The following is a 23,405-nucleotide window of genomic DNA, read 5'->3' as shown; positions in this document are numbered from 1 at the left end:
AACGTGCAAACTATTGGAAAACCTAACTTTAGGATAAAAAGAATGATGCGAAATCGTCAACATTTTCTCACAAAAACCTTGCCGGTATTGCTGATCCTGAGTTTTTTCGCGACCATTTTTACAGCCGAAAAAGCCAGCGCTCAGGAAACCAAATGGATCAAAGTGGGATCTTTGCACAACTGGTATATGGCGATTGGCTGCGAGCCCGAAACCGCCCGTCGTGGGTTAGTCAGCGACCAGCAGGACGGGTTGCGCTGGCCGGCGGAATATCGTGATCAGGACATGCAAGCTGCAAAAGGCATGTGGATCGGTGCAAGAAACTACAGCGATTTAGTGGGTGGCGTGGTTTATCCTCACAAAGTAGTCCACTCCGGACCACGGCATTGGGATGAAGCGAACGAAACCATGCCGGTTGAATTCCGGATGATCGGGCGTTTTGAGCACCCGACAGTAATTGTCGATGGCAACATCTCCTCTACCCTGCAATTCGATGATATCCTCGATGATGTTGACCCCAACCAAAAAGCTGATCGTGTCATCATCAACCGGGTGCAAACATCAATGGGTGTTGAATTTACGCGAACTATTTATGCGTTCTCCCAACAATACCACGACAATTATTTTATCTACGAATACAAATTCAAGAACAATGGTGTGGTCGATTTAAACGGCACTACCAACCCTCAAACCATCGAAGATATGTGGGTCTTGTGGCAGTATCGCTATGCGGTATCCAAAGAAATGGGCGCTTACGGCAAAAATTTTATGCCACAATCCGCAACCTGGGGTGAAAACACCGTGAACGATGCCCGTGGTGAAGATCCCGCTTTTGGGGATCCGTTTCGTGCCCAGTTTTCCTGGCATGGTCGCCATTCCCGGGCAACCGATTCCGACGGTCAGGTGTTCGATAATATAGGTGCACCGGACTATCGCACAACCGGACGGCTGGCTGCGCCGCAATATGTCGGCGTTGTCACCATTCATGCCGATGTTTCCGCATCGGATAAATCGGACGATATTTTGCAGCCCAAAACAACCTGGTATCAGGATTCCGACGGCACGTTTAACCAGGCGAATTTTAACAATCAGTACAATCCCAATAACATGACCACTGAATACGGTATCATGACCGCCGGGCACCCGCCTATTCGCCATGCGGATTTGGTCGGTGATGATTTTGCGGATTTAAAAGATCCCGGTGCCGGCGGCTTATCTCAAACGCAAGGTTTCGGCGGTTATACGTTGGCGGCTGGCGATAGTGTAACTATTGTAATGGCAGAAGCTGCGGCTGGAATCAGCTGGGAAAAACGGATCGAAGTCGGGCTTAACTGGGTGAACAATAGCGGTCCTTTCGTTCTGCCGAATGGCGGGACAACAACCGACCGTGACGAATACAAAGATGCATGGGTATATACCGGGGAAGACTCGATTTTCCAAACATTTAACCGCGCCATTGCCAACTGGAATTCAGGTTTCGATATTACTCTCCCTCCCCCACCTCCGGATATCTTTGAAGTTGCTTCCGGTGGTGACCGGATTCAGTTAACCTGGTCGAATAATGCAGAATCACACCCTGGCTTTGCAGGTTACAAAATTTTCCGGGCACTCGGGCAACCGGATACGACATATGAGATGATCGCCGAGCTACCTGCAGGAACCGGTCAATTTGATGATGTTACCGCCGCTCGTGGTTTCGATTATTACTATTATATTGTATCCTATGACGATGGGACAAATAACAACGGTGGTATCAATCCTGCCGGATCGTTACAAAGCAGCCGGTTTTACACCCAAACCAACGATCCCGCCCGGTTACGGCGTCCTGCCGGAACAGCGTTGGATGCTGTTCGTGTTGTGCCGAACCCGTATAACGTTCGGGCTGCACTCTCGCTGGAATTGGGCTACGGCTCCGAAAGGATTGCTTTTCTGGATGTGCCGGCTGAATGTATCATTAAAATATTTACCGAACGCGGTGATCTGATCCGCGAAATTGAGCACACGGATGGTAGCGGTGATGAATTCTGGGATTTGGTTACCTCATCCCGCCAGATAGTTGTTTCGGGCATTTATATTGCATACATCGAAGTAACCAACGATTATTACAATCCCGAAGATCCGAGCCAATTGCTCTACCGGAAGGGTGATAATATCACCCGGAAGTTCGTCATCATCCGGTAATAAACAGGAATTGTAACTTAAGCAATCTCAACAGTTTGGGAGATCTAAATAGAATGAAAATAAAGCTATCGATCATCAAATTTGCCTGGCTGGGCGTATTAGTGTTAATGCTGAATGCCAGAGCTGCTGATCCCAAATTAGCGCAAACCGGATTCCAGTTTTTGAGCGTGCCGACAGACGCCCGGGTTGCTGCTTTGGGTGAAGCATTTACAGCCATGAACGGTGGTGCAATGTCTGTTTTTTACAACCCCGCAACGATGGCGCTTTCACCAGCTTATATGGATTTTTCCCTCAGCTACAATCAATGGATTGCGGATATTGTTCATTACTCCGGCAGTATTGCTTTCCGTCCGGCCAATGGCAGATACGGTACTTTCGCAATAAGCATGCTGAGTGTTGACTATGGTGAATTTTTAGGAACGGTAGTAGACGGATCCGTCGAAAGTGGGTATAAGCCAACGGACAACTTCTCGCCGAATGCCTACTCGTTTGGTGTTGCATATGCCCAGCAGCTTTCGGAACAATTTGCTTTTGGCGCACACATCAAATACACAGGGCAAGACCTAACCAGCAGCTTAATTCCGAACCCCGATGGAGGCGAAAACATTTCCAAAAACTATTCGGAAAGTGTTCTGGCGTTCGATTTTGGAACCATTTACAAAACTGGATTCCGTTCGTTGGCATTTGGAATGTCTGTCCGCAACTTTTCGGAAGAAGTCCGTTTTGAGAGCGAAGGTTTTCAACTGCCGCTGATTTTCAACATTGGTATTTCGATGGATGTTGCGGATTTATTTGTTCCCGAAAACAGCCCGCATTCGCTTATTATCGCTGCAGATGTTAACCATCCGCGCGCAGCACCAGAACAGCTGATGTTTGGTGCAGAATATTTGTTCATGGATATTTTTGCATTGCGAGCCGGTTATCACAGCGATGTTGACGAACGTGATGTATCTTTTGGAACCGGTGTTTCTTTCGATTATGGCGACCGTGGCGGACGTATCGCGCTGGATTATGCGTACACGCCTTTCGGCGTTTTCGACAACGTGCAACGTTTCTCTTTCAATTTTGCATTCTGATAAATTAAAAAAGGTTGATGTTAAAGCCATTTGTAAATGGAGATAAAAAATGAACCTCACCACTTTAAAACGTGTGTTGGTGATCATCTTAACCGGACTGGCGATCGTCATCTCCGGCTGCGAAAAAAGTGCAACACCAAGTTTGTATGTGGATGACGAGCCTGCAGATCGCCCTAACCCGGTTGTTACCGGGGTGGAACCGGCGGATGCCGGGCTGGCTGGGATTGGCACTGTTACAATTCATGGTAACAATTTTTCGACAGTTATGGATGAGAACTTGGTATTTTTTGGTAAAGATCGAGCTACTGTAGTCTCTGCAAACGCCAATCAGATTGTTGTTTCGACGCCAAATATTATCGCTGATTCTCTGGAATTAAAAGTTGCTGTGGTCGGGGCCTTTGGTTTCAGTAACATAATGAGATATTCATTGCAAAACGCTATTTTGCCTTATGGAATTTATGGCCCGGGAAGTGAGCAGCTTTTTGGTATCACAATTGATAAAGATGAAAACCTATATGTTTCCATTACTCCGAGGCGTATTGATCGTGTCAGTGTCGATACAACGGAAGTGAATTTTGCAACATCAACGGGTGTTATCAAAGCGGATAATATGAGAATTGGTCCGAATGGAAATCTGTATTTTGTTCGAAAAACCAATAGACTTTATCGCTTACAATCTGGTAGTACTACTAGCGAAACCTATTTATCCAATATGCCAGACAACAACTATGATCTCGATTTTGACGCTACCGGATTTATGTATATTGCCGGTGAAGGTGACAATATTACATCAGTTGATAGTGACGGTAATTTTCAGACTGTTGCAGATTATCCAGGAATATTCATTAAAGCTTTAAGAGTTTATAATGGTTATGTATATGTTGCCGGCACGACGCCTGATACGCTGGAAAAGGTATGGCGAAACCCAATAAATGTACCTGGAAATCTAGGACCCAGCGAAGAAGTGTTCAATTTAACGAGCGCATTAGGTGCAAATATAGAAATTTTTACTATGACGTTTGACGAGACAGGTAATATGTATCTTGGTATGAATACCGATGATCCTATCCTGATTGTTCACCCGGATGGCAGTTTCGAACCACTTTACCCAGGACTTTGGATACCCAATGGCAGTTCGGGTGTAAGTGAAGTATTCGATATAGAATGGGGTAATGATATCTTTATGTATGTTAATCGTCGCCACGTGCAAGAATCCGGAATAGTCCATCAATTATTAAAAGTAAATATGCTTAAAATGGGTGCACCATACTACGGGCGAAACTAAAATCGGCACACTAGCAGATTGGAGGTGATTGACAGGAAACCAATACGCTACAATAATTTTAGTTTACTTTATTTCATTCATTATTTATCTAACTGAAAGGTAGGTCAATATGAAGAGGTTTCTACTCTCATTTTTTGTGATCGGGTTTTTGAGTTTTAGTTCTATTCAAGCTCAGTATAAATATGTTGAAGATTTTGTGGAAATTAGATCTCCACATGGTGTGGTTGTTGACAATGATGGAAAAATCTGGGTACAGCCTTATGCTAAAGTCGATACTCTTTCAAATGGTGTTGTCGTTTCAGGTCTTCATGTTTTTGATCCGGATGGAACTGAGTTACATGTCTATGCAACTGGGATGATCGATGGTTTACCGGACACATTAACATCTACTGGCCGTGGACTTGCCTTAGACCATAATGGCAATATTCTTTGTTCTAATGGTTATTTGTATCGGATAAATGCTCAAACCGGTGAGTTTATGAATAGGTACAATTTTAATGATGAAGGACCAACATCATTAACCCAAGCCGCTGCAGATGCGAATGGCTATGTCTATATTTCCAAAGTGGTACCTGGCGGTTCCCCACTTATAATCCTGGATGAAAATTTTGACTTGTATAATTTCGCCGTGGATGCACTCGATCCACTTTCTCGTGCTTTAGTTGTATCGCCAGATGGTAAAGATATTTATCGAGGCACATTATCCGACGCGTCTGGGATAATACATTATCACAGTGAGGATGGACCTGACGCTACATATGAAGTTGTAGATTCTCTCTTGGGACCAAATGGATCAGGATTCAACATTCATAGTGTAAATGTTGACCCGGCAGGCTGGGTGTGGGCAGGCAGCCATTGGGGAGCAGCTCCTCCATATTTTGGTTGGTATAAAATTAAGACTAATATATTAACTGGTGAATCTGTAAATGGCGAACTTTTGGATAGCCTTGGTTACCAATTAAAGCCAGTATTGGGAGATCCAGCTGGTGCTGTGGCACCCGATTCAGGCTTTTGGTCTCCTCGTGGAGTTGCTTTTCATGAAGAAAACGACGGAAGTTGGACAGTATATACTTCTGACTTCGATGGCCATGTTATCAAAAAATGGACAAATGCAAATCCTGTTGGTATAATTGAGGTAGATAATGGTGTAGCCATCATTAAAGATTTCGAACTAGAACAAAACTACCCGAACCCTTTCAACCCGACGACAAAAATACCGTTTGCTTTGAAAAAAGCAGCGCACGTTAAACTTCTGGTTTACAATGTTTCAGGCCAATTGGTTAAAACATTAGTTAATGAGACTATGCAGCCAGGAACTTATGAGTACGATTTCGATGCAAGAGGCTTGGCTTCAGGTACTTATTTCTATCGTATTTCTTTTGATGGAAAACTTCAAACACGAAAGATGATGTTTACGAAGTAAACAGCCGTATTCTTAAATATAAGCCGGTGGCCAACATCCACCGGCTTTTTTATGTAAAAAAGAATAATTCATTTTCCGTGCTGCTGATTCAACGGCACGGAAAATGAATTATTTAATCGCTACTAAGTTTGTTAACAAAATGGAGTATGTTTTCATGAAGCGACTGTTTTGGTTAATTATGATCTGCTGGTCGATGGCAATTATCGCGCAACCCAATACGGAGTTCCGAGCGACATGGGTTGTGGATTTCAACTGGCTACAGCCATCCAACTCTGCAGAAGAAAATAAAGCGCTGATCCGCAAAGTACTGGACGATCACGTTCAGGCAAACATGACCTCGGTGCTATGGCAAGTCCGACGGTATGGCTCGGTGTATTATCCCTCTGCGATAGAGCCGTGGGGTTCACAGGTCAATTTTCAGGATCCCGGATTTGATCCGTTAGGATATGCGGTTGAGCAAGCCCACCTTCGCGGATTGGAGCTGCACGCCTGGTTCAATACCTTCGAATCCCGATTCGCATATGCCGGAACACCGGCACAGCAACATCCGGAATGGATTTGCCAAGATCAGGACGGCAACCCGATGCCCAATGAACTGATCTGGCTTTCGCCGGGTATCCCCGCAGTCCGCGATCATCTCCGCGATGTCGCGCTGGAAATCGTCAATAATTACGATGTCGACGGCGTGCACATGGATTTTGTGCGCTGGAACGAACACAGCAACAGCGGTAAATCCCTGCAGTTGGCTCGGGAAAATCTGGCTCGTGAAAAAGACGGTTGGCCGGACGGAATGGTTTCCGAAGAACAATATCGCGATATGAGTATCAATAGTGCTGGCCGGTATTTATACGACCAATTTACGCCGTATAGCGGCGGCATTCCTTCTGGCTACGGTTCGTGGGAAGAATATTGGCGTTCCTCGGTTACCGAACTCGTTCATGCCATTCACGATTCCATTCAGGTGGTAAAACCGTGGGTGCGCCTCTCCCCTGCCGCGCTCGGTCGCTATAATTGGGGCGGTTGGCAAGGCTACGGCTCTGTTTATCAGGATGCAGCGTTGTGGTTAAACGAAGGCTACATCGATCAGATTGTCGGGATGCACTACCACTGGAGCAGCGCTTCCGATATTTACAGCGTGCTGGAAGGCGGTTGCCCGAATTGCTGGAGCGATTTTATCCAGCCCGCAATTCAAGCCGGACGATTGTATTCGGTGGGATTGTTCTCCGACAATTTCTCGACCAGCAACCTGTTCGGTCGCCACGAATCAATCATCAACACAGTCCGCACCGTTTCCTGGGCAGATGGCGTGCAATTTTTCAGCTACGCTTCCTGGCGGGATGAGGAATATTGGGACGTCGCGAAATCCCGGTTTTTCCAGCATAAAGCCAAAATTCGGGCAACCGGATTGATTGACGATACGCCGCCGGCGAATCCGACCATTGCGCTCAACAAAATCGACGATCTCAACTATCAAATTCTGGTGACGCCGCCGGCTGGCAACACCGACAATCTGTGGTTTGCGGTGTATCGATCGGAGGACAACCAACTGGACGTGACTACCGATGAAATCATCCAGATTGCCTTTGGCAACACAAATTTCGATTACACAGATTCATTTGACGGAACGCAGGATTACAACGGCTCGTACTGGTATTTTGCCACTGCGCTGGACCGTTTCTGGAACGAATCGCTGCCCTCCGGTGCTTTCGAATCCGATCCGATTCCCTCATTTGCGCCGGTGATTGTCACCAGTTTTCCCGCGGATGGCGATACCATTCCGGTGAATAACAACATCGAACTGGCATTTTCAAAAACGATGGATCCGGCAACATTTGCTGGTGCTGTGAATTTCAACCCCGCAGTAACCGTCGGAAATCTCGATTGGGCGAGCGATAGCAAATCTGTAACTATCGTTATTGACGGCGATTTGCAGTTCGCAACCGATTACACAATGACGCTTTCCGCCAGCGCCAGCGATGTCAACGGACGCCAGCTCGACGGCAACGGCGATGGCACCGAAGGCGATGATTTTCAGCTCGATTTCCGGACGCTGGATCAGGATTTTGTGGGTCCGCGCATCACCGAAAGCTATCCCAATTTGCAATCCAGCGAAGATAATTTTGCGATCGATGAAGTGATCACTTTTGTATTTGATGAATTTGTCGATCCCGCAACCGTTGATGAAACATCCGTTTTTCTCAGCAAAAATGGAGTTGCCGTGCCATTCGATTATTCGGTGACCAGTGCGGAAGATTATTCGATTCTTTCAATTCAGGCGGATGAAAATTTGATGCCGAATGCGAGCTACACTGTTTCTTTGACAAACGCAATTACCGACACACTCGGTAATCCGATGAGCAGCGGAACGGAAGTTGTTTTCGGAACTGCCGGCGAAATTTACACCGAAACAATAATGGTTGAAAATTTCACTTTTCCCGGCGACTGGTGGCAGCCGACCGGCAGCGGATCGACGGTTGGTGTGGTTGTGCCAACCACTTATTTCGGTTACACTTCCGGTATTGTTTTGCCAGTGCCGCGTCCCCGGAAGTCTGCTTTCCTGAATTACGAATGGGATACTTCAGCCAGTTCGCATCTGGTCCGTGAATATCTCAACGGCGGCGCGCCGCGCAACGTGCTGTTTGATACGTCGTATGTGCTGCAATGCTATGTTTACGGCGATGGCAGCGGCACTCTGTTCCGTTTCGCGATCGACGAAAACGCCCCAAATGGCGGCGCAACCGATCACGAAGTGAGCACCTGGAAAGCCATCGATTGGGAAGGCTGGCGGCTGGTTTCGTGGGATTTGGCAAACGATCCCACAGGAACTTGGCTCGGCGATGGCAATCTTCAGGGTGCCCTCCGGTTCGACAGCTTCCAACTTGGTTACGACGCCGGAAATTCGGCTGTTTCCGGCAGGATTTTTATCGAAGATTTGCGGCTCGTCAAAAAACAAACGGTTGTGGTTGGCATCGAAGGCGATCACTCGCAGATTCCCCAATCGGCGCAACTGCACCAGAATTATCCCAACCCGTTTAACCCGGCAACAACCATTGCTTACGATATTGCAGAAAACGGAAAAGTATCGCTCAAAATTTTCGATGTGTTGGGACGTGAAGTCCGCTCGCTGGTGGAAGAAAGGCAATCCCCCGGTCGCTACAGCGTCACTTTTGACGCCAGCGATTTGGCCAGCGGCATTTATCTGTATCGCCTGAACGCCAACGGGGTTGTCCAAACCCGACGCATGATCTTGACAAAATAATTTTTCTACTGTTGATGTAAATTGTTGATTATACATAAATTGGGTGCATGTGTTCGCATGCACCTGATCTTTTTTTAGCCCAACCTGAATCGCTGAAACCGAATTGCAGTAGAGGAAAAAAATGAAATCTCACCTGATGTTGGTAGTTGTTGCAATGTTTTTTTCGATCGCAATTTCAATTCCCGCAATTGCCCAAAATTTACCGGCGCTGATGCCAATCCCCAAAAATATTGAGTTGCACGAAGGTAAATTTTTGCTCAAAGCCGATTTCACAGTTGAATTGACCGGCAGCTTTGATGAGCGGTTGTATAGCGGCGCGACCCGTTTTTTGCGCAGGCTTTCCGGCAAAACCGGATTGTTTTTCCCGCAACATTTTTTGACCAAAGCGGAGCCGGGCAAAGCTGGCGCAATGGTAATCAACAGCCGCGAAGCCGGCAATCTGGCGTTGGGCGTTGATGAGTCTTATAAACTGGAAATTTCCAGCGAGAAAATTGTGCTTACGGCGCAAAATGATATCGGCATTTTGCGGGGAATGGAAACGTTGCTGCAATTGCTATCCGCCGATGAAAAAGGCTATTTTTTTCCGGCGCTAACCATCGAGGATTCGCCGCGTTTTCCGTGGCGGGGATTACTCATCGATATCAGCCGCCATTTTATGCCGATGGATGTTATCAAACGCAATCTGGATGGCATGGCTGCCGTAAAAATGAACGTGCTACACTGGCATTTGGTGGATGATCAGGGATTCCGCGTCGAGAGCAAAACATTTCCGCTGCTGCATGAAAAAGGCTCCGACGGATTTTATTACACCCAACAGCAAATCCGCGAAGTGATCGATTACGCTGCCGAACGCGGCATCCGGGTTGTGCCGGAATTTGATGTGCCGGCGCACGCAACCAGTTGGCTGGTCGGATATCCGGAGTTGGGCAGCGCGCCCGGACCGTATCAAATTGAGCGCAACTGGGGCATTCTCAATCCGACACTCGACCCGACGAATGAAAAAGTGTACGAATTTTTGGAGACGTTTTTTGGTGAAATGTGTGCCCTGTTTCCCGATGCCTATTTTCACATCGGCGGCGATGAAAACAATGGCAAACATTGGGATGCAAACGAAGCAATTCAGTCGTTTATGAAGAAAAATGATATTGCGGACAATCATGCGCTGCAAACGTATTTTAACCAACGTATCATCAAAATACTCGAAGCGAACAACAAAAAAATGATCGGGTGGGATGAAATTCTACAACCATCACTGCCCAAAACGGCAATTATTCATTCGTGGCGCGGCATCGAAAGTTTGATCAACGCGGCAAAAGAAGGCTATCGCGGGATTTTGTCAAACGGCTATTATATCGATCTGGTTCAACCCGCATCGTTTCATTATTTGAACGATCCGGTCCCGGCCGGAACAAAACTTTCGGAAAAGGAACTGGAGAATATTTTAGGCGGTGAAGCAACGATGTGGGCGGAAATGGTATCGCCGGAAACGATCGATTCCAGAATTTGGCCGCGTACGGCAGCCATCGCCGAGCGGCTGTGGTCGCCATCGACCGTCCGCAATATCGACGACATGTATCGCCGGATGGCGCGAATCAGCTTTTTGCTGGAAGAACACGGTTTGCTGCACCACAAAAATTACGAAATGATGCTGCGACGGTTGACCAATAATCAGGATATTTCTGCGCTGAAAACGTTGGTTGATGTGGTTGAGCCGCTGGAAAAATATGCCCGCCACAGTCGCGGCGTAAAATATACCGCTACCTCTCCCCTCACCCGCGTTGTGGATGCTGCTCGTCCGGAATCGATGGTCGCCCGGGAATTTGCAATGCTGGTCGATTCGTTGATTGCCAATCCCAACGACCAGAATCAGTTCCGTGTGTCTGAGCAGTTAAAACATTGGAAACGCAATCATCTCGAACTGGAGAAAATAATTGCACAATCGCCAGTATTGCGGGAGATAGAATCGTTGTCGCGGGATTTGAGCGACGTTTGCGAAGTGGGATTGTTGGCTGGCAAATACTATGTTTCGGGAACGCAGCCGTCTGATATGTGGGTCGAGCGGAATCTGGAACTGTTGACTGCTGCCAAAAAATCGCGCGGTCAGGTGGAACTGGTGATCATCGACCCGATAATCAAATTGGTCAACCAAATCAAAAAATCGGACACAGAATCCAAATAATCGCGGAAAACTGTATCAAATAATGCCCGATTTTTCCAGTAACGAACTAAGCGTTGCCACAATATTGCTGCGGATGTGGATAAATTCGTCAACGCCCGCAGCACTGAAACTTTCGATGTGCTCCTGCGGATAACCTGCCAGCGCAACCACGGTTGCGGGATGTTGCGCCTTCAGCGATGTCGTCAGTTCTGCCACAAAATCGGGATATCGTTCGTCGCTTGCGCAGAAAACCACTATTTTCGGCTGTGATTCTGCGATCTCGCCAATTGAATTTTCAACGGATGTAACCGCAGCAGAATCAGTAACTTGTAATCCTGCAACTTCCAGAAATCCCCGCGCAAAATCGGCTCTCGGTTTGTATTCGGAAAGCTCACCGAAATTTAGCAGCAATACTTTCGGCGGATATTCCTGTTTTCCAGAATAACGCTCAACTGCCAATCGCAGGAATTCAAAAGCTTCTGCTGCGCGATGTATTTGCAACGGTTTGGCACGCGGAAACGCATCATCCGATTCCCGGATAGCTTCGCGCATTTGCCCGATCGTTGCACCGTTTTGGGCAGCTCTCATCAGCGATTCAATCGGTCGCGATTGGTCAATTTGAACCTGCATTCCCACATTATGGTTTTTATCGAGTGTAGCTTTTCTGTGCTCAATAATTGATCTGTTTGTGTCCGCTTCGAAAAATTCCACGGTCTCTTTGGCGTTGGCATAACGGGTTGTGCCGACCAAACGGTCTTTTCCGGTTGCCAATCGATTGGCGCGTTCAGTGGCGGTTTTTTCGATTTCCTGTTGTAAACTGCTGGTTTCTAAAACTTCGATTATCCCACCTGATTTCTCAATTTGGCGAAATTTTTGCCAGGCTGCGGTGGCAAGTTCATCGCTCAATTTTTCGATATACCACGCGCCGCCGGCCGGATCGATTACGGCATCGAGATGGCTTTCGTCGCGCAAAATGAGTTGGATATTCCGGGCTATTCGCCGGGAAAAATCATCCGGCTCGCGCAGCAACTCATCATATGGCGCAACTTGCAGGCTGTTGCAGCCACCAAAAATTGCTGCCATCGCTTCAGTGGTTGCGCGGAGCATGTTCACATGCGCGTCGTATCGGGTTTTGTTCCATTGGCTGGTAACCGCGTGAATGTTCATTTCCATCGCGGTTTCAGAAACGCCGAATGCGCGGGCGATGTTGCCCCACAGCATCCGCAGCGTTCGCAATTTGGCTACTTCCATAAAAAATTGTCCGCCGATGGCAATCTGGAAAGTAATTTGCCGGATCGCTGCGTCGGCAGAAAAGCCGCGTTCGAGCATCGCTCGCAGATATTCTGCTCCGGTTGCCAGCGCAACGGCGATTTCCTGAACGGTATCCGCGCCGGCATTGTGGTATTTGTCCGCGCAAATCATCCAACTGCGAACATTTGCCCGGTGTTCGGCAAAAAATTTCCCAGCCGATGCAATTTCGTTGTATAAATTATTCAGGCTGGTTGGTAGTTGTCCGGTGGTTGCCAGTTCGCCGATCGGGTCTGCGGCAATATTTCCTGTAAGTTCTGCAATATTGCGATGGTGTTTTTCAAATTCTGCTGCAATAATTGCAGAAATAAAGATATTGGATACGCCGCAGTAAATGTGAAACGGTATTTTGCTGCAATCAACGCCATCAATTGCGGCTGAAAAATCGTCCAATCGGCTGACCGGAACGGCGTTTTCTGCGGATGCAACTTTATCCGGATCCATCGCGGAACGGGTAGCGAAATCCAGCGGCAAATGGATGACATTTTGTCCGCGACTGAGATCGTTTTTCAGCATCGAATTAAATGTTCGGGGGGAATTCGCCCGGATTTCCTGGGCAATTTGCCAATTGCGATTAAAAAATCCACCGGCCGTTGCACCACGCTGGAATGGAAATTCACCCGGATTTGCGTTTGGGAATGTTTCCGGCACATCACTTGCACCGTAAATAGGTGATAGTGAAATGTTCTCAATGGTCCGGGAGATCAACGTTTTTTCGAACGATTTACCTTTCAGCAATTTCTCGGCAGCCGAACGCCATTCAGCGTCAGTCGCATTCACAAATTGGCGGGAAAGCCGGTCGAATAAATTTTCCAACGGTTGGTCATTTTTGTTGCGCACATTAGCCCCCTTTTTGATGCGCTGCTATTTCACTATGATTAAGTCCCGAAAAGTTAACCAATTAAGACATTCTTCTGCAATAGCTTTTTGATATGAATTTAGTATATTAATAGTATCCCTGAATATTTGTATCGGATGAAATATTTTTTAACAACACAACAACAGGTTAATTTATGAGCAATAAAACATATGCGCTAGGCGTAGATTTAGGCGGAACCTCAATTAAATATGGTATTTGTTCCGGAGACGGAAAAATTTTGCGCGAATTCAAACGATTTACCCGTGCCGATCAGACGGATAGCGTGATATTGGATGATCTCGCATCCGCTGCGTTAGAGGCGATGGATTTCGCCGAAAAAAACAATTTCAACATTAAATGCATGGGAATGGGAACGCCCGGCACCGTTGATGTCGAACGCGGGCATTTAACCGGTAACTCACCAAATTTTAAGTTTTGGGATGATGTGCCAATCAAGGCGGAGCTCGAAAAGCGGCTGAATATTCCGGTTTGGGTGGATAACGATGCCAACCTGATGGCTTTTGGCGAAGCCAAATTTGGCGCCGGTGTTGGTAAAAAAGATATCGTTTGTCTAACGTTAGGCACAGGCATCGGCGGCGGTATTATTTTAAACGGTGAGCTGTTTCGCGGCAGCAATTATGCCGGTTCAGAAATCGGGCATATGAGCATTTGTTACAATGGCATCCCTTGCCGATGCGGTGGTTACGGCTGTTGGGAAAAATACGCATCTGCCACAGCTATGATCAATAATTACAATATGTTGAATCCTGCTAAACAGGTGGACAGCACATTGGATATTTTTTCTGCATACGGTAACAACGAGCAGGACGCAGTGCAGGTGATAAACGATGAAATCAAACTGGTTGCGGTGGGAATTTCCAATCTGGTTAATATTTTCAATCCGGAGATGATTATTGTTGGCGGCGGTGTCAGCGAAGCGGGTGATTGGTTTGTCGAAAAAATTTCCCGAAACGTGCAGCTGATTGCCATCAAACCGGGCACGCGCAATTTGGAAATCGTGCGCGCTCAGTTGGGAAATAAAGCCGGCATGTTGGGTGCTGCGGCTTTTGGCATGTCCCAAATGGGATTATAATTGTGTTTGAAGCTTAACTCTTTGGGCGAACTCCGGTTCGCCCATTGTTTAAAATGTTGCAATTTTGGATTTTAGCGCTTCAATTTTATTGAGAAAAGCCTGGTAAATCTGGATGTTCTCTTCAGTTTTGGTCGGTCCGGTATTTAGCCAATTGTCAAAATCGGAAATCGTTGAATTATATGCACTTACAACCTCGTTAAATGCTTTAACCTTTTCACCGGAGAGCGATTTCGCTTTTCGTTCCAACGCACTTTCCCGGAACATTGTTATGCCTTCGAGCTGATCGATAAACCATTCCGGAGACGGATTTCTGGCGGCACCAAGCTGCCCGATCACTGTTTCGCCATCCTCATCCAAAATAATGAACGTCGGATAGCCCTGAACACCAAATTTTGCCTGTAAGTCGTAATTGCGTTGTGCGTATTTTTGGGGCACCTTTGATGTGTTTTTGGGAAAATCGAGCGTGACCATCACGACATTTTCTTTGGCATAATTTTGCCATTGCGTTTTCGAAAAAACATTTCGCTCCATCAAAATGCACCAACTGCACCAATCTGATCCGGTGAAATTGAGCAGCAGCGGCAATTTTTTCTCTTTTGCGAGGTTCACTGCCGCCTGATAATCCATCGTCCATTTCCCCACTTCTGCGCCATCCAAAGCGACTTCCCCACCCCACATTGTTGCGCTGTTCACGAGTAATACAGCCAACACGATTGTCCAAATTTTTCGAATCATAACCGATAACCCTGTTCAAATATTGAATTTAAAAGTAGTGCACACAAGTATATATTTTTTGCATTTTTTTCTTGACTAAAATCGATTTTTAGCTTAATATATAAGTGAACGATAGTTCACTGTTTTTGTCAAAATGACTCGTTTCGCCGAAAAAAACATAAGTTCAATAATAACAATATTCATCAGCTTTTACCACAATTTATAGAAAAGGTTCGCAAAAATACCGTTTTGATATTTACCATTTTTAACATAAAAGGAGTTTGCCAATGCATGAATTGATCGCACCGTTTCGGGAATATTTGGAAAGCAGCAGATTTGCCGCTTCAATTATTGGAAACTGCATCGATCAATTGCCAGTGGTTTACAAAAACCTGCAGGTTGAGCGTTTAAATGACATTGACGTGAACGCCGTTAAGCGAGCCGAAAAAATGAACTTATGGCGAATTACGCCAACAGGTATCGAACGGTGCGAATCAAAAAACACAGACTATCTGCTGACGTTGAAATATTTTTTGAAATATCTTGAAGCCAGCGGATATGCCGTGGCGCCACAAATCAATGAAAATATTCAACTTCCGTCAAATTTTAATATTACACCGGGTGGACTGACAGATAAAGAAACGAGTAGTCTACGGAAATTTCTGGTATTCAATGTTGGCTCGAACCGTGAACGTCGGGATACCGCGTTGATGTTTTTGCTGCTCACGACAGATATTTCTTTAACCGAAGCATTGGCGATACGGGTGAGTGCAAAGGCTGGCAAAACTTTGCCTTGCGGCGATTTTGGTGAAGATGAATCCGGTATTTTTGTAAATATTGTTGGCAAGGGAAAAGCCGTCCGGCGAATCTATTTGGCAACGGAAACGCTGCATTTTCTCAATTTTTATCTGGAAAACCGCAACCAATCTTCCGCGTTTCTCTTCTGCAAAGCCAGTGGCAAAACAGCAAATAGCCCAATCACGACGAAAAGCGCCCAAAAAATTTTGAGTGAAATTTTGCAACAATGCGATATCGAAGTTGAGCAGGAACAATTGTTTAGCGTGTTACGTCAAACCGCAAAATTGCTGGAAGAAAAAATGCGGAAAACAGCCGCTAAACCGGCAATGGAAAAAATATCATCCAATCGCCAAACCAATATGCGATTGGTTACAGTTGCAGCTTGAAAATAAAATCCACGTAGCTCGTTCGTCAAAAAGCCGTCGTTGCCGGGAAGGTATCGGCGGCTTTTTTATTCGATTCAGCGAACGACAGATACTCTCAACGTTGCCAGATTATCACCCAACACTGCAACCAATTCATCGCCTTCGTTGAGCAAGCCAACACCTTCCGGTGTTCCGGTAAAAATCAGATCGCCGGGATTGAGCGTAAAAATGTTGGACAAATATGCAATTAACCTGGGAATCGGGAAAAGCATATCCTTGCTGTTGCCGGTTTGGCGACGCTCATCGTTTACGGAAAGGTGCAGGCTGATATCTGCAGCATCCGCAATATTGCTGGCGGGAACAAAATCGCTCAGCGGTGCGAATGTGTCGAATCCTTTTGCGACTGCCCAGGGATGCCCTTTTTCTTTGGCACGGCTCTGAACATCGCGCGCGGTCACATCGATGCCGATACCGTAGGCTTTGATGAAATTCATCGCATCAGATTCCGGGATATTTTTGCCGGTTTTCCCGATCAACACCACCGTTTCAACCTCGTGATGAACGGCTTTACTTTGCGGCGGTAACACAATTTTTTCACCGCTGTGAATGACTGAACTGGGTGGCTTCGTAAAAATAATCGGTTCGGACGGCACCGGATTATTCAACTCTTTGGCGTGTTCAGCGTAATTTCGGCCAATACAAAAAATGGAATGAACGGCGATCGTCTCGCCGGTTTCTGGAATGTAAACGTTTGCCATTTTGCTCCTTCTTGTTACATCAATCCAAATGATTTTCCGATAAAATAAATATAAATCAGCACAAAAAACATGCCTTCCCAACGACTGATTTCCCGGTCAACTGTGACTACCAAAAATAGTGCGGTTGCAACAATCATAATAATCAACCCGGGGTTGATCAACGAATCGGGAAATGGCAGTGTCGCCATTAATCCGGGAATACCCATTACCATAAAAGTATTGAAAACATTCGACCCGAGCACATTACCAATCACGATCCCACCATTGCCTTTTCGTGCGGCGCTGTAGGTGACGGCAAGCTCCGGCAGCGAGGTGCCCAAAGCCACGGCGGTTACGGCAATCACGCCGGTTGCAATTTGCAGAATTTCTGAAATTTTGATAATCGAATCGATCGTATATTTTGCGCCAAAATAGATAAACACACCGCTTATAACCAGTATTAACAATTGTTTACCGATCTCACCGTTGAAGGTTTTGCGCTGATTCAATTCATCCACTTTTCGATTTCCGCGTTGGCGGTTTTCGAAAACATTGTAGGCGATAAACACAACATTCGCGATTAAAAAGAGCACCGCTTCACCAAAAGTAAATTCGTGATCGTCGTAAACGGTGATACCTAAAAACAATGCAGAGCCGATTAACAGCGGCAAATCAACCGGCAGCAAACTTTTTTCGACCCGCAGCCGTTGTTTGCTAAAAATGGCGCCGCAAGCCAGTATCAGAAAAATATTGGCGATATTTGAACCAACCACATTTCCGGCAACAACTTCCGGAACACCTTTGGTGACAGCCAACACGGAGGATATAAGCTCCGGCAGCGATGTGCCGATAGAAACGATGGTTACACCAATCACATATTGTGGAATACCAAGATTTAGCCCAATTTGCTCTGCCGATTGCGTAAAATAATCCGATGCTTTAATTAAAACTGCCAAACTCAAAATGAAGATTAAAATCCAGAAAAATGCATCACTCATAGTGTTATTTGTCACCTGTTTTGGGTTGGTTTTTCATCGCCACCAGCGTTAAAATATCATAAGTTGCCACCACCACCGATTCCTGATTATACACATCCACATGCCATTCAACCACGCCATTTAGCGGCTCATCTTCGCGCTGTTCTTTGGCGGTTTTTCGTTTGCAGGTTAATGTTAAATGAATCGTATCACCAATGTAAACCGGTTCGATAAATCGCAAATTTTCCAACCCGTAATTGGCCAGCACCGGACCCTCGCCCGGATAAACAAACAGCCCCGCAGCCGCAGAAACCACAAAATATCCGTGTGCCACCCGTTTTTTGAAGATGTGGTGTTTCTCTGCCGCGATGGCGTCGGTGTGGGCATAAAAATAATCGCCGCTGATGCCGGCAAAATTAACGATATCCGCTTCTGCAATTGTCCGGCGATGGGTGGTCAGCGTGTCGCCAACCTCAATTTCTTCGAAATATTTGCGGAATGGGTGAATGCGATCTTCCGGTTGGGCAGCGCCGGCCATCCATTCACGGGTGATGTGCGTTAACGTTGTCGGATGTCCCTGAATGGCGGTTCGTTGCATATAATGCATCACGCTGCGAATGCCGCCGAGCTCTTCCCCGCCGCCGGCGCGTCCCGGTCCGCCGTGAACCATGTGCGGTAATGGCGAGCCGTGACCGGTTTGCTCTTTCGCGCAAAACTGATTGACAATGTGAACCCGTCCGTGATACGCAGCAGTACCCAAAACCACTTCTCGCGCAATGGCGTCACTTCCGGTAAAAACTGATCCCACCAGGCTGCCTTTTCCCATTTTTGCCAGTTCAACAGCTTCATCAATGGAATCGTATGGCATAACGGTGGTTACCGGGCCAAAAGCTTCCAGATTGTGCGGCGCAGTGTTGCGCAACGGCTGATCGCAATACAGCACCGTGTTGGGGAAAAACGCACCTTTTTGGGAGTCACCGCCAACAATTTCGAAGGACTCATCACCGCCGTAAGCGATTTCAGCATCATTTTTGAGCTGCGCCAAAACTTTGCGAACCTCATCCACCTGCGAGCGGCTGACCAGCGGGCCAACCTTTACGCCTTCAATTGCGGGATCACCGATTTTCATTTCATCCAGCCGTTGACGAAGCGCGTCGAGCACTGCTGCGGTGCAATTGCGTGGGACAATTGTCCGGCGTATGGCGGTGCAGCGCTGCCCGGTTTTGGTGGTCATTTCGTTGACAATTTCATTGATAAACAGGTCAAATTCCGCTGTTCCGGGTGTGGCGTCACTGCCTAAAATACAGCAATTCAACGAATCTGCTTCCATATTAAACCGCACAGAGTTTTGCACTATCGATGGCAGCGTGCGCAGTTTCAAACCGGTTGTTGCAGAGCCGGTAAGCGTTACCACATCCTGGCAATCCACATGATCCAGCAAATCCCCGACACCGCCACAAACGAGCTGAAGCGCGCCTTCCGGCAATATTTTGGAATCGATAATTTCTTTTACAACAGCTTCGGTGATGTAACAAGTTTGGGAGGCCGGTTTGATTATTGCCGGCATTCCGGCGAGCAGGGTTGGCGCCAGTTTTTCCAGCATTCCCCAACAGGGAAAATTGAATGCGTTGATGTGAATCGCCGTGCCCTCCAACGGCACGCAAATATGGCGTCCCACAAAAGTGCCGTTTTTGGACAACATCTCCATATTGCCGTCGACAAAAAAGGGCTCGTCGGGCAATTCGCGTCGACCTTTGCTGGCGAAAACGAACAGCGTGCCAATACCGCCGTCGATATCCACCCAGGTATCTTTTTTGGTGGCGCCGCTCATGTACGAAATCGGGTAAAATTGTTTTCGTTTTTCGTGCAGGTGCATCGCCAACGCTTTCAACATTCGGCCGCGTTCGTGAAAACTCATTTTTCGAAGCATCGCGCCGCCGGTTTTCCGCCCAAATTCGTGAACCGTTTTGAAATCGATGCCGCTGCTGCTCACTTCGGCAATTTTTTCACCGGTTACCGCATGGTGAAAATCGCGAAAATCGCCGCTGCCCAGAACCCATTGACCTGCCACATAGCTTTTTATTTTCATGGAACCTCCTGTTGAACATTGGGAAAACACAGTCAAGAATTTACGTTAACCATGTTAAAATTAAAAGGGAAAGCATATTTTACGATCACAATAGGCTTTGTGATAATCCGTTGATTCCCGTAATCCGGTTGCGTATCTTGATTGTCGGATTCTGTTTTAACAAAAGCAATTGCCAAAAGGAAGTATAATGTTTTTGGAACACGGTGAATGGAATGAAATGATGACCGGTTTTACGGCATTTTATTAGTATGAAAAGTAAATAAAACAACGGTTTAAATGGAAGAAAAGAAGCGAAGTATATTAAACGAGCGAAGTTCGTGGGTTGTCGGCTCTATTATTTTGCTGGTGATAGTGATTATTCTCGCGCAACAACGCGGTCAAGGCGTTTTGGCGGAAACAACACAGCCACTCAAATTTATTTTGTGGATAACATTTCGCAGGCACACAGCGAGCTGATCAACCGGTTTAACGCAGAATATTCGGGGCGAATCGAAGTTGTTCCGGTGGATCTCCCATTCGAAAAATTCAGCACAAACGAACGAAAGCAGTTGTTAGCCAAATCGTTGCGCAGCAAGAGCGACCGGATTGATGTGTTTGCCATCGACCTGATTTGGGGGCGCGTTTTGCACGCTGGGCAGAACCGCTAAACCCCTATTTCACCATTTATGAAAGAAACAAATCTTTGGAAGTGGCATTGGAATCCTGTTATTACAAAGAAGATTTGATCGCAGCGCCATTCTATATCGATGTCGGGTTAATGTATTTCCGAACCGATTTGCTGAAAAAATTCCCCGGCGGCGATTCACTGGCACATAAGTTGCGCCAGTCGCTAACCTGGTCAGAATTTATTGAGCTCAGTAATAAAATGCCACAAATGCGCCCGTTTTATGCGTTTTCTGCGAAAAATTTTGAGGGTTGGTTTGCAGTTTTATGGAGCCGTTGCTGTCTCAAAATCCTGAAATTTTAACCGTGATTCGATACAATTGGATACACCCGAAGCCCGAAAATCGTTGCAAATGCTGGTTGATTTGGTGCATAAATATCACCTGGCACCCAAAGAAATTACCCGCTTCGACGAGGTTCAAACCTATTTTTATGCGTTGGACAACGACATCCCATTTTTCGCGGGTGGCGGGATTGATTCGCCATTACCGGGATTCCCTATTCCGAAAAACTGCAGTTTCTGGAACCCTGCGCCCTCCCCACCTCGATGGCAAAAACCGGCTTCGGTTTTCGGTGGCTGGAATCTGATGGTTTCCCGCTTCTCAACAAAAAACGCGAAGCTGTTGAATTTATTAAGTTTGTGCTTCGCGAAGAAAGCCAGCGGTTGCTGTTTGAACAGGGCGGATACATTCCCATCAGCAAATCTGTCTATCAGGATTCTGTGTATTTCAGTGAGCATCAGGATCTGAAATACTATCATCAATTGTTAAAAATGGCATTCATCGCCCGTTTTTGGTCAACTACACAAAAATTTCTGACGTGCTGTCCTATTATATTCAACGCGCAATCAAAAATGAAATTAGCGTTGAGGAAGCATTGCGGTTGGCCACGCGCGATATTAATTCTCAAACCATGCGGATAAACTGAGTTCAATGGAACGACCATTAAGTACTGTTTTTGATAAATTTAGATCGTATCATTTTGAACTGAAACATTTGCTGATCTGTTTACGGTGCTGGGTGCGTTTCTGGTTGCGGTGTCTTTTATCCAAAATCATCGCTCCAAAGTTTATTGTTGAACACCCAAAACTGGTATCAGCGCGACTCGGCAGAGCGGATGGCTAACCTCACCGCAACATCACTGGAATTATTGCTGGAAACCACATCGATTTCGAGCGGACGCCAAACGATCGACACAAATGATATTATTCAGGCATTTAACGTCATTCTCAGTCAGCAAAAGCTGGAGCAGCATGTTCAGGAAGTTTGCATTCTGGTTAAATATCAGGATCGAATTATTGCCATAGATTCAGGTGTTGAGCTGTTCAATTTTTTTTACAGCCATAAAATCAACGAAAACGCAGATATTTCGCAATATCAATCGGCAATTGATATTTACCAAAACCAGCTGCAGGAAATTATGCAGCGCGACGAAATGATTCACAGCATCACCGAAAACAGCAAAATTTTTCACGTGTTCGTGCCGTTTGTTCCGAAGGGGGAATATGTCGGCGCGGTTTATGTGAAAAATCAGCCGGATTTTTCGTTCATAACTCGCGAAATTATAGCCAGTTACGACGAAACAGCAATCATTTTTGCATTGCTGATCATCCTCGGATTACTGGCCATGTTTTATATTTCCTCATACACCGTTCGGGAACGGGACGAGGCGCAACAACAGCTTTTTGAAGAACGCGAAACCCATTTGAGGGAAAAAGTGGAGCGTCAAAAAGAAGAATTGTTCACCAAACGAATTTACCACACCCACCACAAAGCCGAAAAAGTGATGGGCTTTATCAAAGAAGATTTGCGGAAACTTTCCGCAGAAAATATTGAATCAGTAAAACAACGGGTGACCCGATACGCCAATTTTATTTCGCGGGTGATTTACGATATGAAATGGTATGATCCGCCCATTCAGGCAACGCGCGGACCGATTTTTCGCACATATTTGAACGAAGTGATCGAATTTATTGTACTCAACATTTTTTTGCGGACATCGCAGCATGTCAATTATCGCTTTAACCTGAAGCTCGATCCGGATTTCCCGCCGGTGCAGATCAACGAATTTGTTATTTGGGAAATTCTGGAGCCGTTGCTGCAAAACTGCATCGAGCACGGCGGAAAAGAGAATCTGGTTGTCAGCATCATTTCCCGGCAACTGCCGGAAAAAAATTGTTGCGAAATTATCATTGCAGATAACGGACGCGGATTCAGTCCGCAATTGCTGGAAATTTCTGAAAAAGGGGTCAAAAAATTGTTTTTGGAGAACATTTCGACGAAAGGCAGTGAGAATTCCGGATATGGGTGTTATCTTGCCTATGAAATTTCCAAAAAGCGTTGCGGCTGGGATCTCGATGCGGAAAATTTACCGGAAGGCGGTTGCAAATTTACCCTCACCATTCCGATGCCCCGTTGACCGGA

17 protein-coding genes are annotated in these 23,405 nt (G+C 46.3%); 12 read left to right on the top strand and 5 right to left on the bottom strand.

Going from position 1 to position 23,405, the window contains the following annotated elements; all coding sequences use genetic code 11:
- Positions 1–42: 42 nt before the first annotated feature.
- The 6 genes from H6629_17600 (at position 43) to H6629_17575 (ending at position 11,400) form a co-directional block, all read left to right on the top strand.
- Positions 43–2,178 carry a fibronectin gene (locus H6629_17600; protein MCB9069604.1) on the top strand — a complete coding sequence of 712 codons (2,136 nt, stop codon included), beginning with the start codon at positions 43–45 and terminating at the stop codon, positions 2,176–2,178.
- 53 nt (positions 2,179–2,231) lie between these two features.
- Positions 2,232–3,254 carry a PorV/PorQ family protein gene (locus H6629_17595; GenBank protein MCB9069603.1) on the top strand — a complete coding sequence of 341 codons (1,023 nt, stop codon included), beginning with the start codon at positions 2,232–2,234 and terminating at the stop codon, positions 3,252–3,254.
- 49 nt (positions 3,255–3,303) lie between these two features.
- Complete coding sequence (locus H6629_17590; protein MCB9069602.1) at positions 3,304–4,539, top strand: IPT/TIG domain-containing protein; 1,236 nt, start codon at positions 3,304–3,306, stop codon at positions 4,537–4,539.
- A gap of 109 nt (positions 4,540–4,648) precedes the next feature.
- Positions 4,649–5,962 carry a T9SS type A sorting domain-containing protein gene (locus H6629_17585; protein ID MCB9069601.1) on the top strand — a complete coding sequence of 438 codons (1,314 nt, stop codon included), beginning with the start codon at positions 4,649–4,651 and terminating at the stop codon, positions 5,960–5,962.
- Positions 5,963–6,116: 154 nt separating this feature from the next.
- Positions 6,117–9,221, top strand: coding sequence for a family 10 glycosylhydrolase (locus H6629_17580; protein ID MCB9069600.1), 3,105 nt, complete (start codon positions 6,117–6,119; stop codon positions 9,219–9,221).
- Positions 9,222–9,342: 121 nt separating this feature from the next.
- Positions 9,343–11,400 (top strand): family 20 glycosylhydrolase, encoded by a 2,058-nt coding sequence (locus H6629_17575; protein MCB9069599.1) that lies wholly within the window; start codon positions 9,343–9,345, stop codon positions 11,398–11,400.
- Positions 11,401–11,415: 15 nt separating this feature from the next.
- On the opposite strand, the gene H6629_17570 is transcribed toward H6629_17575, so the two are convergent.
- Positions 11,416–13,527: a methylmalonyl-CoA mutase small subunit gene (locus H6629_17570; GenBank protein MCB9069598.1), complete on the bottom strand. Its 2,112-nt coding sequence runs from the start codon at positions 13,525–13,527 to the stop codon at positions 11,416–11,418.
- A 173-nt stretch (positions 13,528–13,700) separates the two neighbouring features.
- Here H6629_17570 and H6629_17565 point away from each other — a divergent pair, with 173 nt between their 5' ends.
- On the top strand, positions 13,701–14,639 hold the full coding sequence (locus H6629_17565) for an ROK family protein (GenBank protein ID MCB9069597.1): 939 nt from the start codon (positions 13,701–13,703) through the stop codon (positions 14,637–14,639).
- A 48-nt stretch (positions 14,640–14,687) separates the two neighbouring features.
- On the opposite strand, the gene H6629_17560 is transcribed toward H6629_17565, so the two are convergent.
- Positions 14,688–15,374: a thioredoxin family protein gene (locus H6629_17560; protein MCB9069596.1), complete on the bottom strand. Its 687-nt coding sequence runs from the start codon at positions 15,372–15,374 to the stop codon at positions 14,688–14,690.
- A 266-nt stretch (positions 15,375–15,640) separates the two neighbouring features.
- On the opposite strand from H6629_17560, the gene H6629_17555 reads away from it, so the two are divergent.
- The gene (locus tag H6629_17555; GenBank protein MCB9069595.1) at positions 15,641–16,537 is read left to right on the top strand and encodes a hypothetical protein; all 897 of its coding nucleotides are present in this window, start codon (positions 15,641–15,643) and stop codon (positions 16,535–16,537) included.
- 74 nt (positions 16,538–16,611) lie between these two features.
- Here H6629_17555 and H6629_17550 read toward each other — a convergent pair whose 3' ends face one another.
- Genes H6629_17550 through paaZ form a run of 3 tightly spaced genes read right to left on the bottom strand, consistent with a single transcriptional unit; the run spans position 16,612 to position 20,319 of the window.
- Positions 16,612–17,274, bottom strand: coding sequence for a fumarylacetoacetate hydrolase family protein (locus tag H6629_17550; protein MCB9069594.1), 663 nt, complete (start codon positions 17,272–17,274; stop codon positions 16,612–16,614).
- Positions 17,275–17,288: 14 nt separating this feature from the next.
- Complete coding sequence (locus tag H6629_17545; protein ID MCB9069593.1) at positions 17,289–18,251, bottom strand: calcium/sodium antiporter; 963 nt, start codon at positions 18,249–18,251, stop codon at positions 17,289–17,291.
- Positions 18,252–18,255: 4 nt separating this feature from the next.
- Positions 18,256–20,319 carry a phenylacetic acid degradation bifunctional protein PaaZ gene (paaZ, locus tag H6629_17540; protein ID MCB9069592.1) on the bottom strand — a complete coding sequence of 688 codons (2,064 nt, stop codon included), beginning with the start codon at positions 20,317–20,319 and terminating at the stop codon, positions 18,256–18,258.
- Between the two features lie 317 nt (positions 20,320–20,636).
- On the opposite strand from paaZ, the gene H6629_17535 reads away from it, so the two are divergent.
- The 4 genes from H6629_17535 (at position 20,637) to H6629_17520 (ending at position 23,400) form a co-directional block, all read left to right on the top strand.
- Positions 20,637–20,966, top strand: a complete 330-nt coding sequence (locus tag H6629_17535) for a hypothetical protein (protein MCB9069591.1) — start codon at positions 20,637–20,639, stop codon at positions 20,964–20,966.
- Between the two features lie 47 nt (positions 20,967–21,013).
- Positions 21,014–21,286 carry a hypothetical protein gene (locus tag H6629_17530; GenBank protein MCB9069590.1) on the top strand — a complete coding sequence of 91 codons (273 nt, stop codon included), beginning with the start codon at positions 21,014–21,016 and terminating at the stop codon, positions 21,284–21,286.
- A 243-nt stretch (positions 21,287–21,529) separates the two neighbouring features.
- Positions 21,530–21,904 (top strand): extracellular solute-binding protein, encoded by a 375-nt coding sequence (locus tag H6629_17525; protein ID MCB9069589.1) that lies wholly within the window; start codon positions 21,530–21,532, stop codon positions 21,902–21,904.
- A 194-nt stretch (positions 21,905–22,098) separates the two neighbouring features.
- Positions 22,099–23,400 carry a histidine kinase gene (locus H6629_17520; protein ID MCB9069588.1) on the top strand — a complete coding sequence of 434 codons (1,302 nt, stop codon included), beginning with the start codon at positions 22,099–22,101 and terminating at the stop codon, positions 23,398–23,400.
- Positions 23,401–23,405: the final 5 nt, after the last annotated feature.

It is taken from the genome of Calditrichia bacterium, from assembly GCA_020634975.1.
In the GTDB taxonomy this organism is placed as follows: Bacteria; Calditrichota; Calditrichia; order RBG-13-44-9; family J075; genus JACKAQ01.
This window is presented reverse-complemented; position numbering and strand designations above follow the sequence as displayed.

What these genes read in the sequence shown, in the direction of transcription:
- H6629_17600 (MCB9069604.1), top strand. Translation starts at nt 43, where the DNA reads ATGATGCGAAATCGTCAACATTTTCTCACAAAAACCTTGCCGGTATTG.
- H6629_17595 (MCB9069603.1), top strand. Translation starts at nt 2,232, where the DNA reads ATGAAAATAAAGCTATCGATCATCAAATTTGCCTGGCTGGGCGTATTA.
- H6629_17590 (MCB9069602.1), top strand. Translation starts at nt 3,304, where the DNA reads ATGAACCTCACCACTTTAAAACGTGTGTTGGTGATCATCTTAACCGGA.
- H6629_17585 (MCB9069601.1), top strand. Translation starts at nt 4,649, where the DNA reads ATGAAGAGGTTTCTACTCTCATTTTTTGTGATCGGGTTTTTGAGTTTT.
- H6629_17580 (MCB9069600.1), top strand. Translation starts at nt 6,117, where the DNA reads ATGAAGCGACTGTTTTGGTTAATTATGATCTGCTGGTCGATGGCAATT.
- H6629_17575 (MCB9069599.1), top strand. Translation starts at nt 9,343, where the DNA reads ATGAAATCTCACCTGATGTTGGTAGTTGTTGCAATGTTTTTTTCGATC.
- H6629_17565 (MCB9069597.1), top strand. Translation starts at nt 13,701, where the DNA reads ATGAGCAATAAAACATATGCGCTAGGCGTAGATTTAGGCGGAACCTCA.
- H6629_17560 (MCB9069596.1), bottom strand. Translation starts at nt 15,374, where the DNA reads ATGATTCGAAAAATTTGGACAATCGTGTTGGCTGTATTACTCGTGAAC.
- H6629_17555 (MCB9069595.1), top strand. Translation starts at nt 15,641, where the DNA reads ATGCATGAATTGATCGCACCGTTTCGGGAATATTTGGAAAGCAGCAGA.
- H6629_17550 (MCB9069594.1), bottom strand. Translation starts at nt 17,274, where the DNA reads ATGGCAAACGTTTACATTCCAGAAACCGGCGAGACGATCGCCGTTCAT.
- H6629_17545 (MCB9069593.1), bottom strand. Translation starts at nt 18,251, where the DNA reads ATGAGTGATGCATTTTTCTGGATTTTAATCTTCATTTTGAGTTTGGCA.
- paaZ (MCB9069592.1), bottom strand. Translation starts at nt 20,319, where the DNA reads ATGAAAATAAAAAGCTATGTGGCAGGTCAATGGGTTCTGGGCAGCGGC.
- H6629_17525 (MCB9069589.1), top strand. Translation starts at nt 21,530, where the DNA reads ATGGCAAAAACCGGCTTCGGTTTTCGGTGGCTGGAATCTGATGGTTTC.
- H6629_17520 (MCB9069588.1), top strand. Translation starts at nt 22,099, where the DNA reads ATGGCTAACCTCACCGCAACATCACTGGAATTATTGCTGGAAACCACA.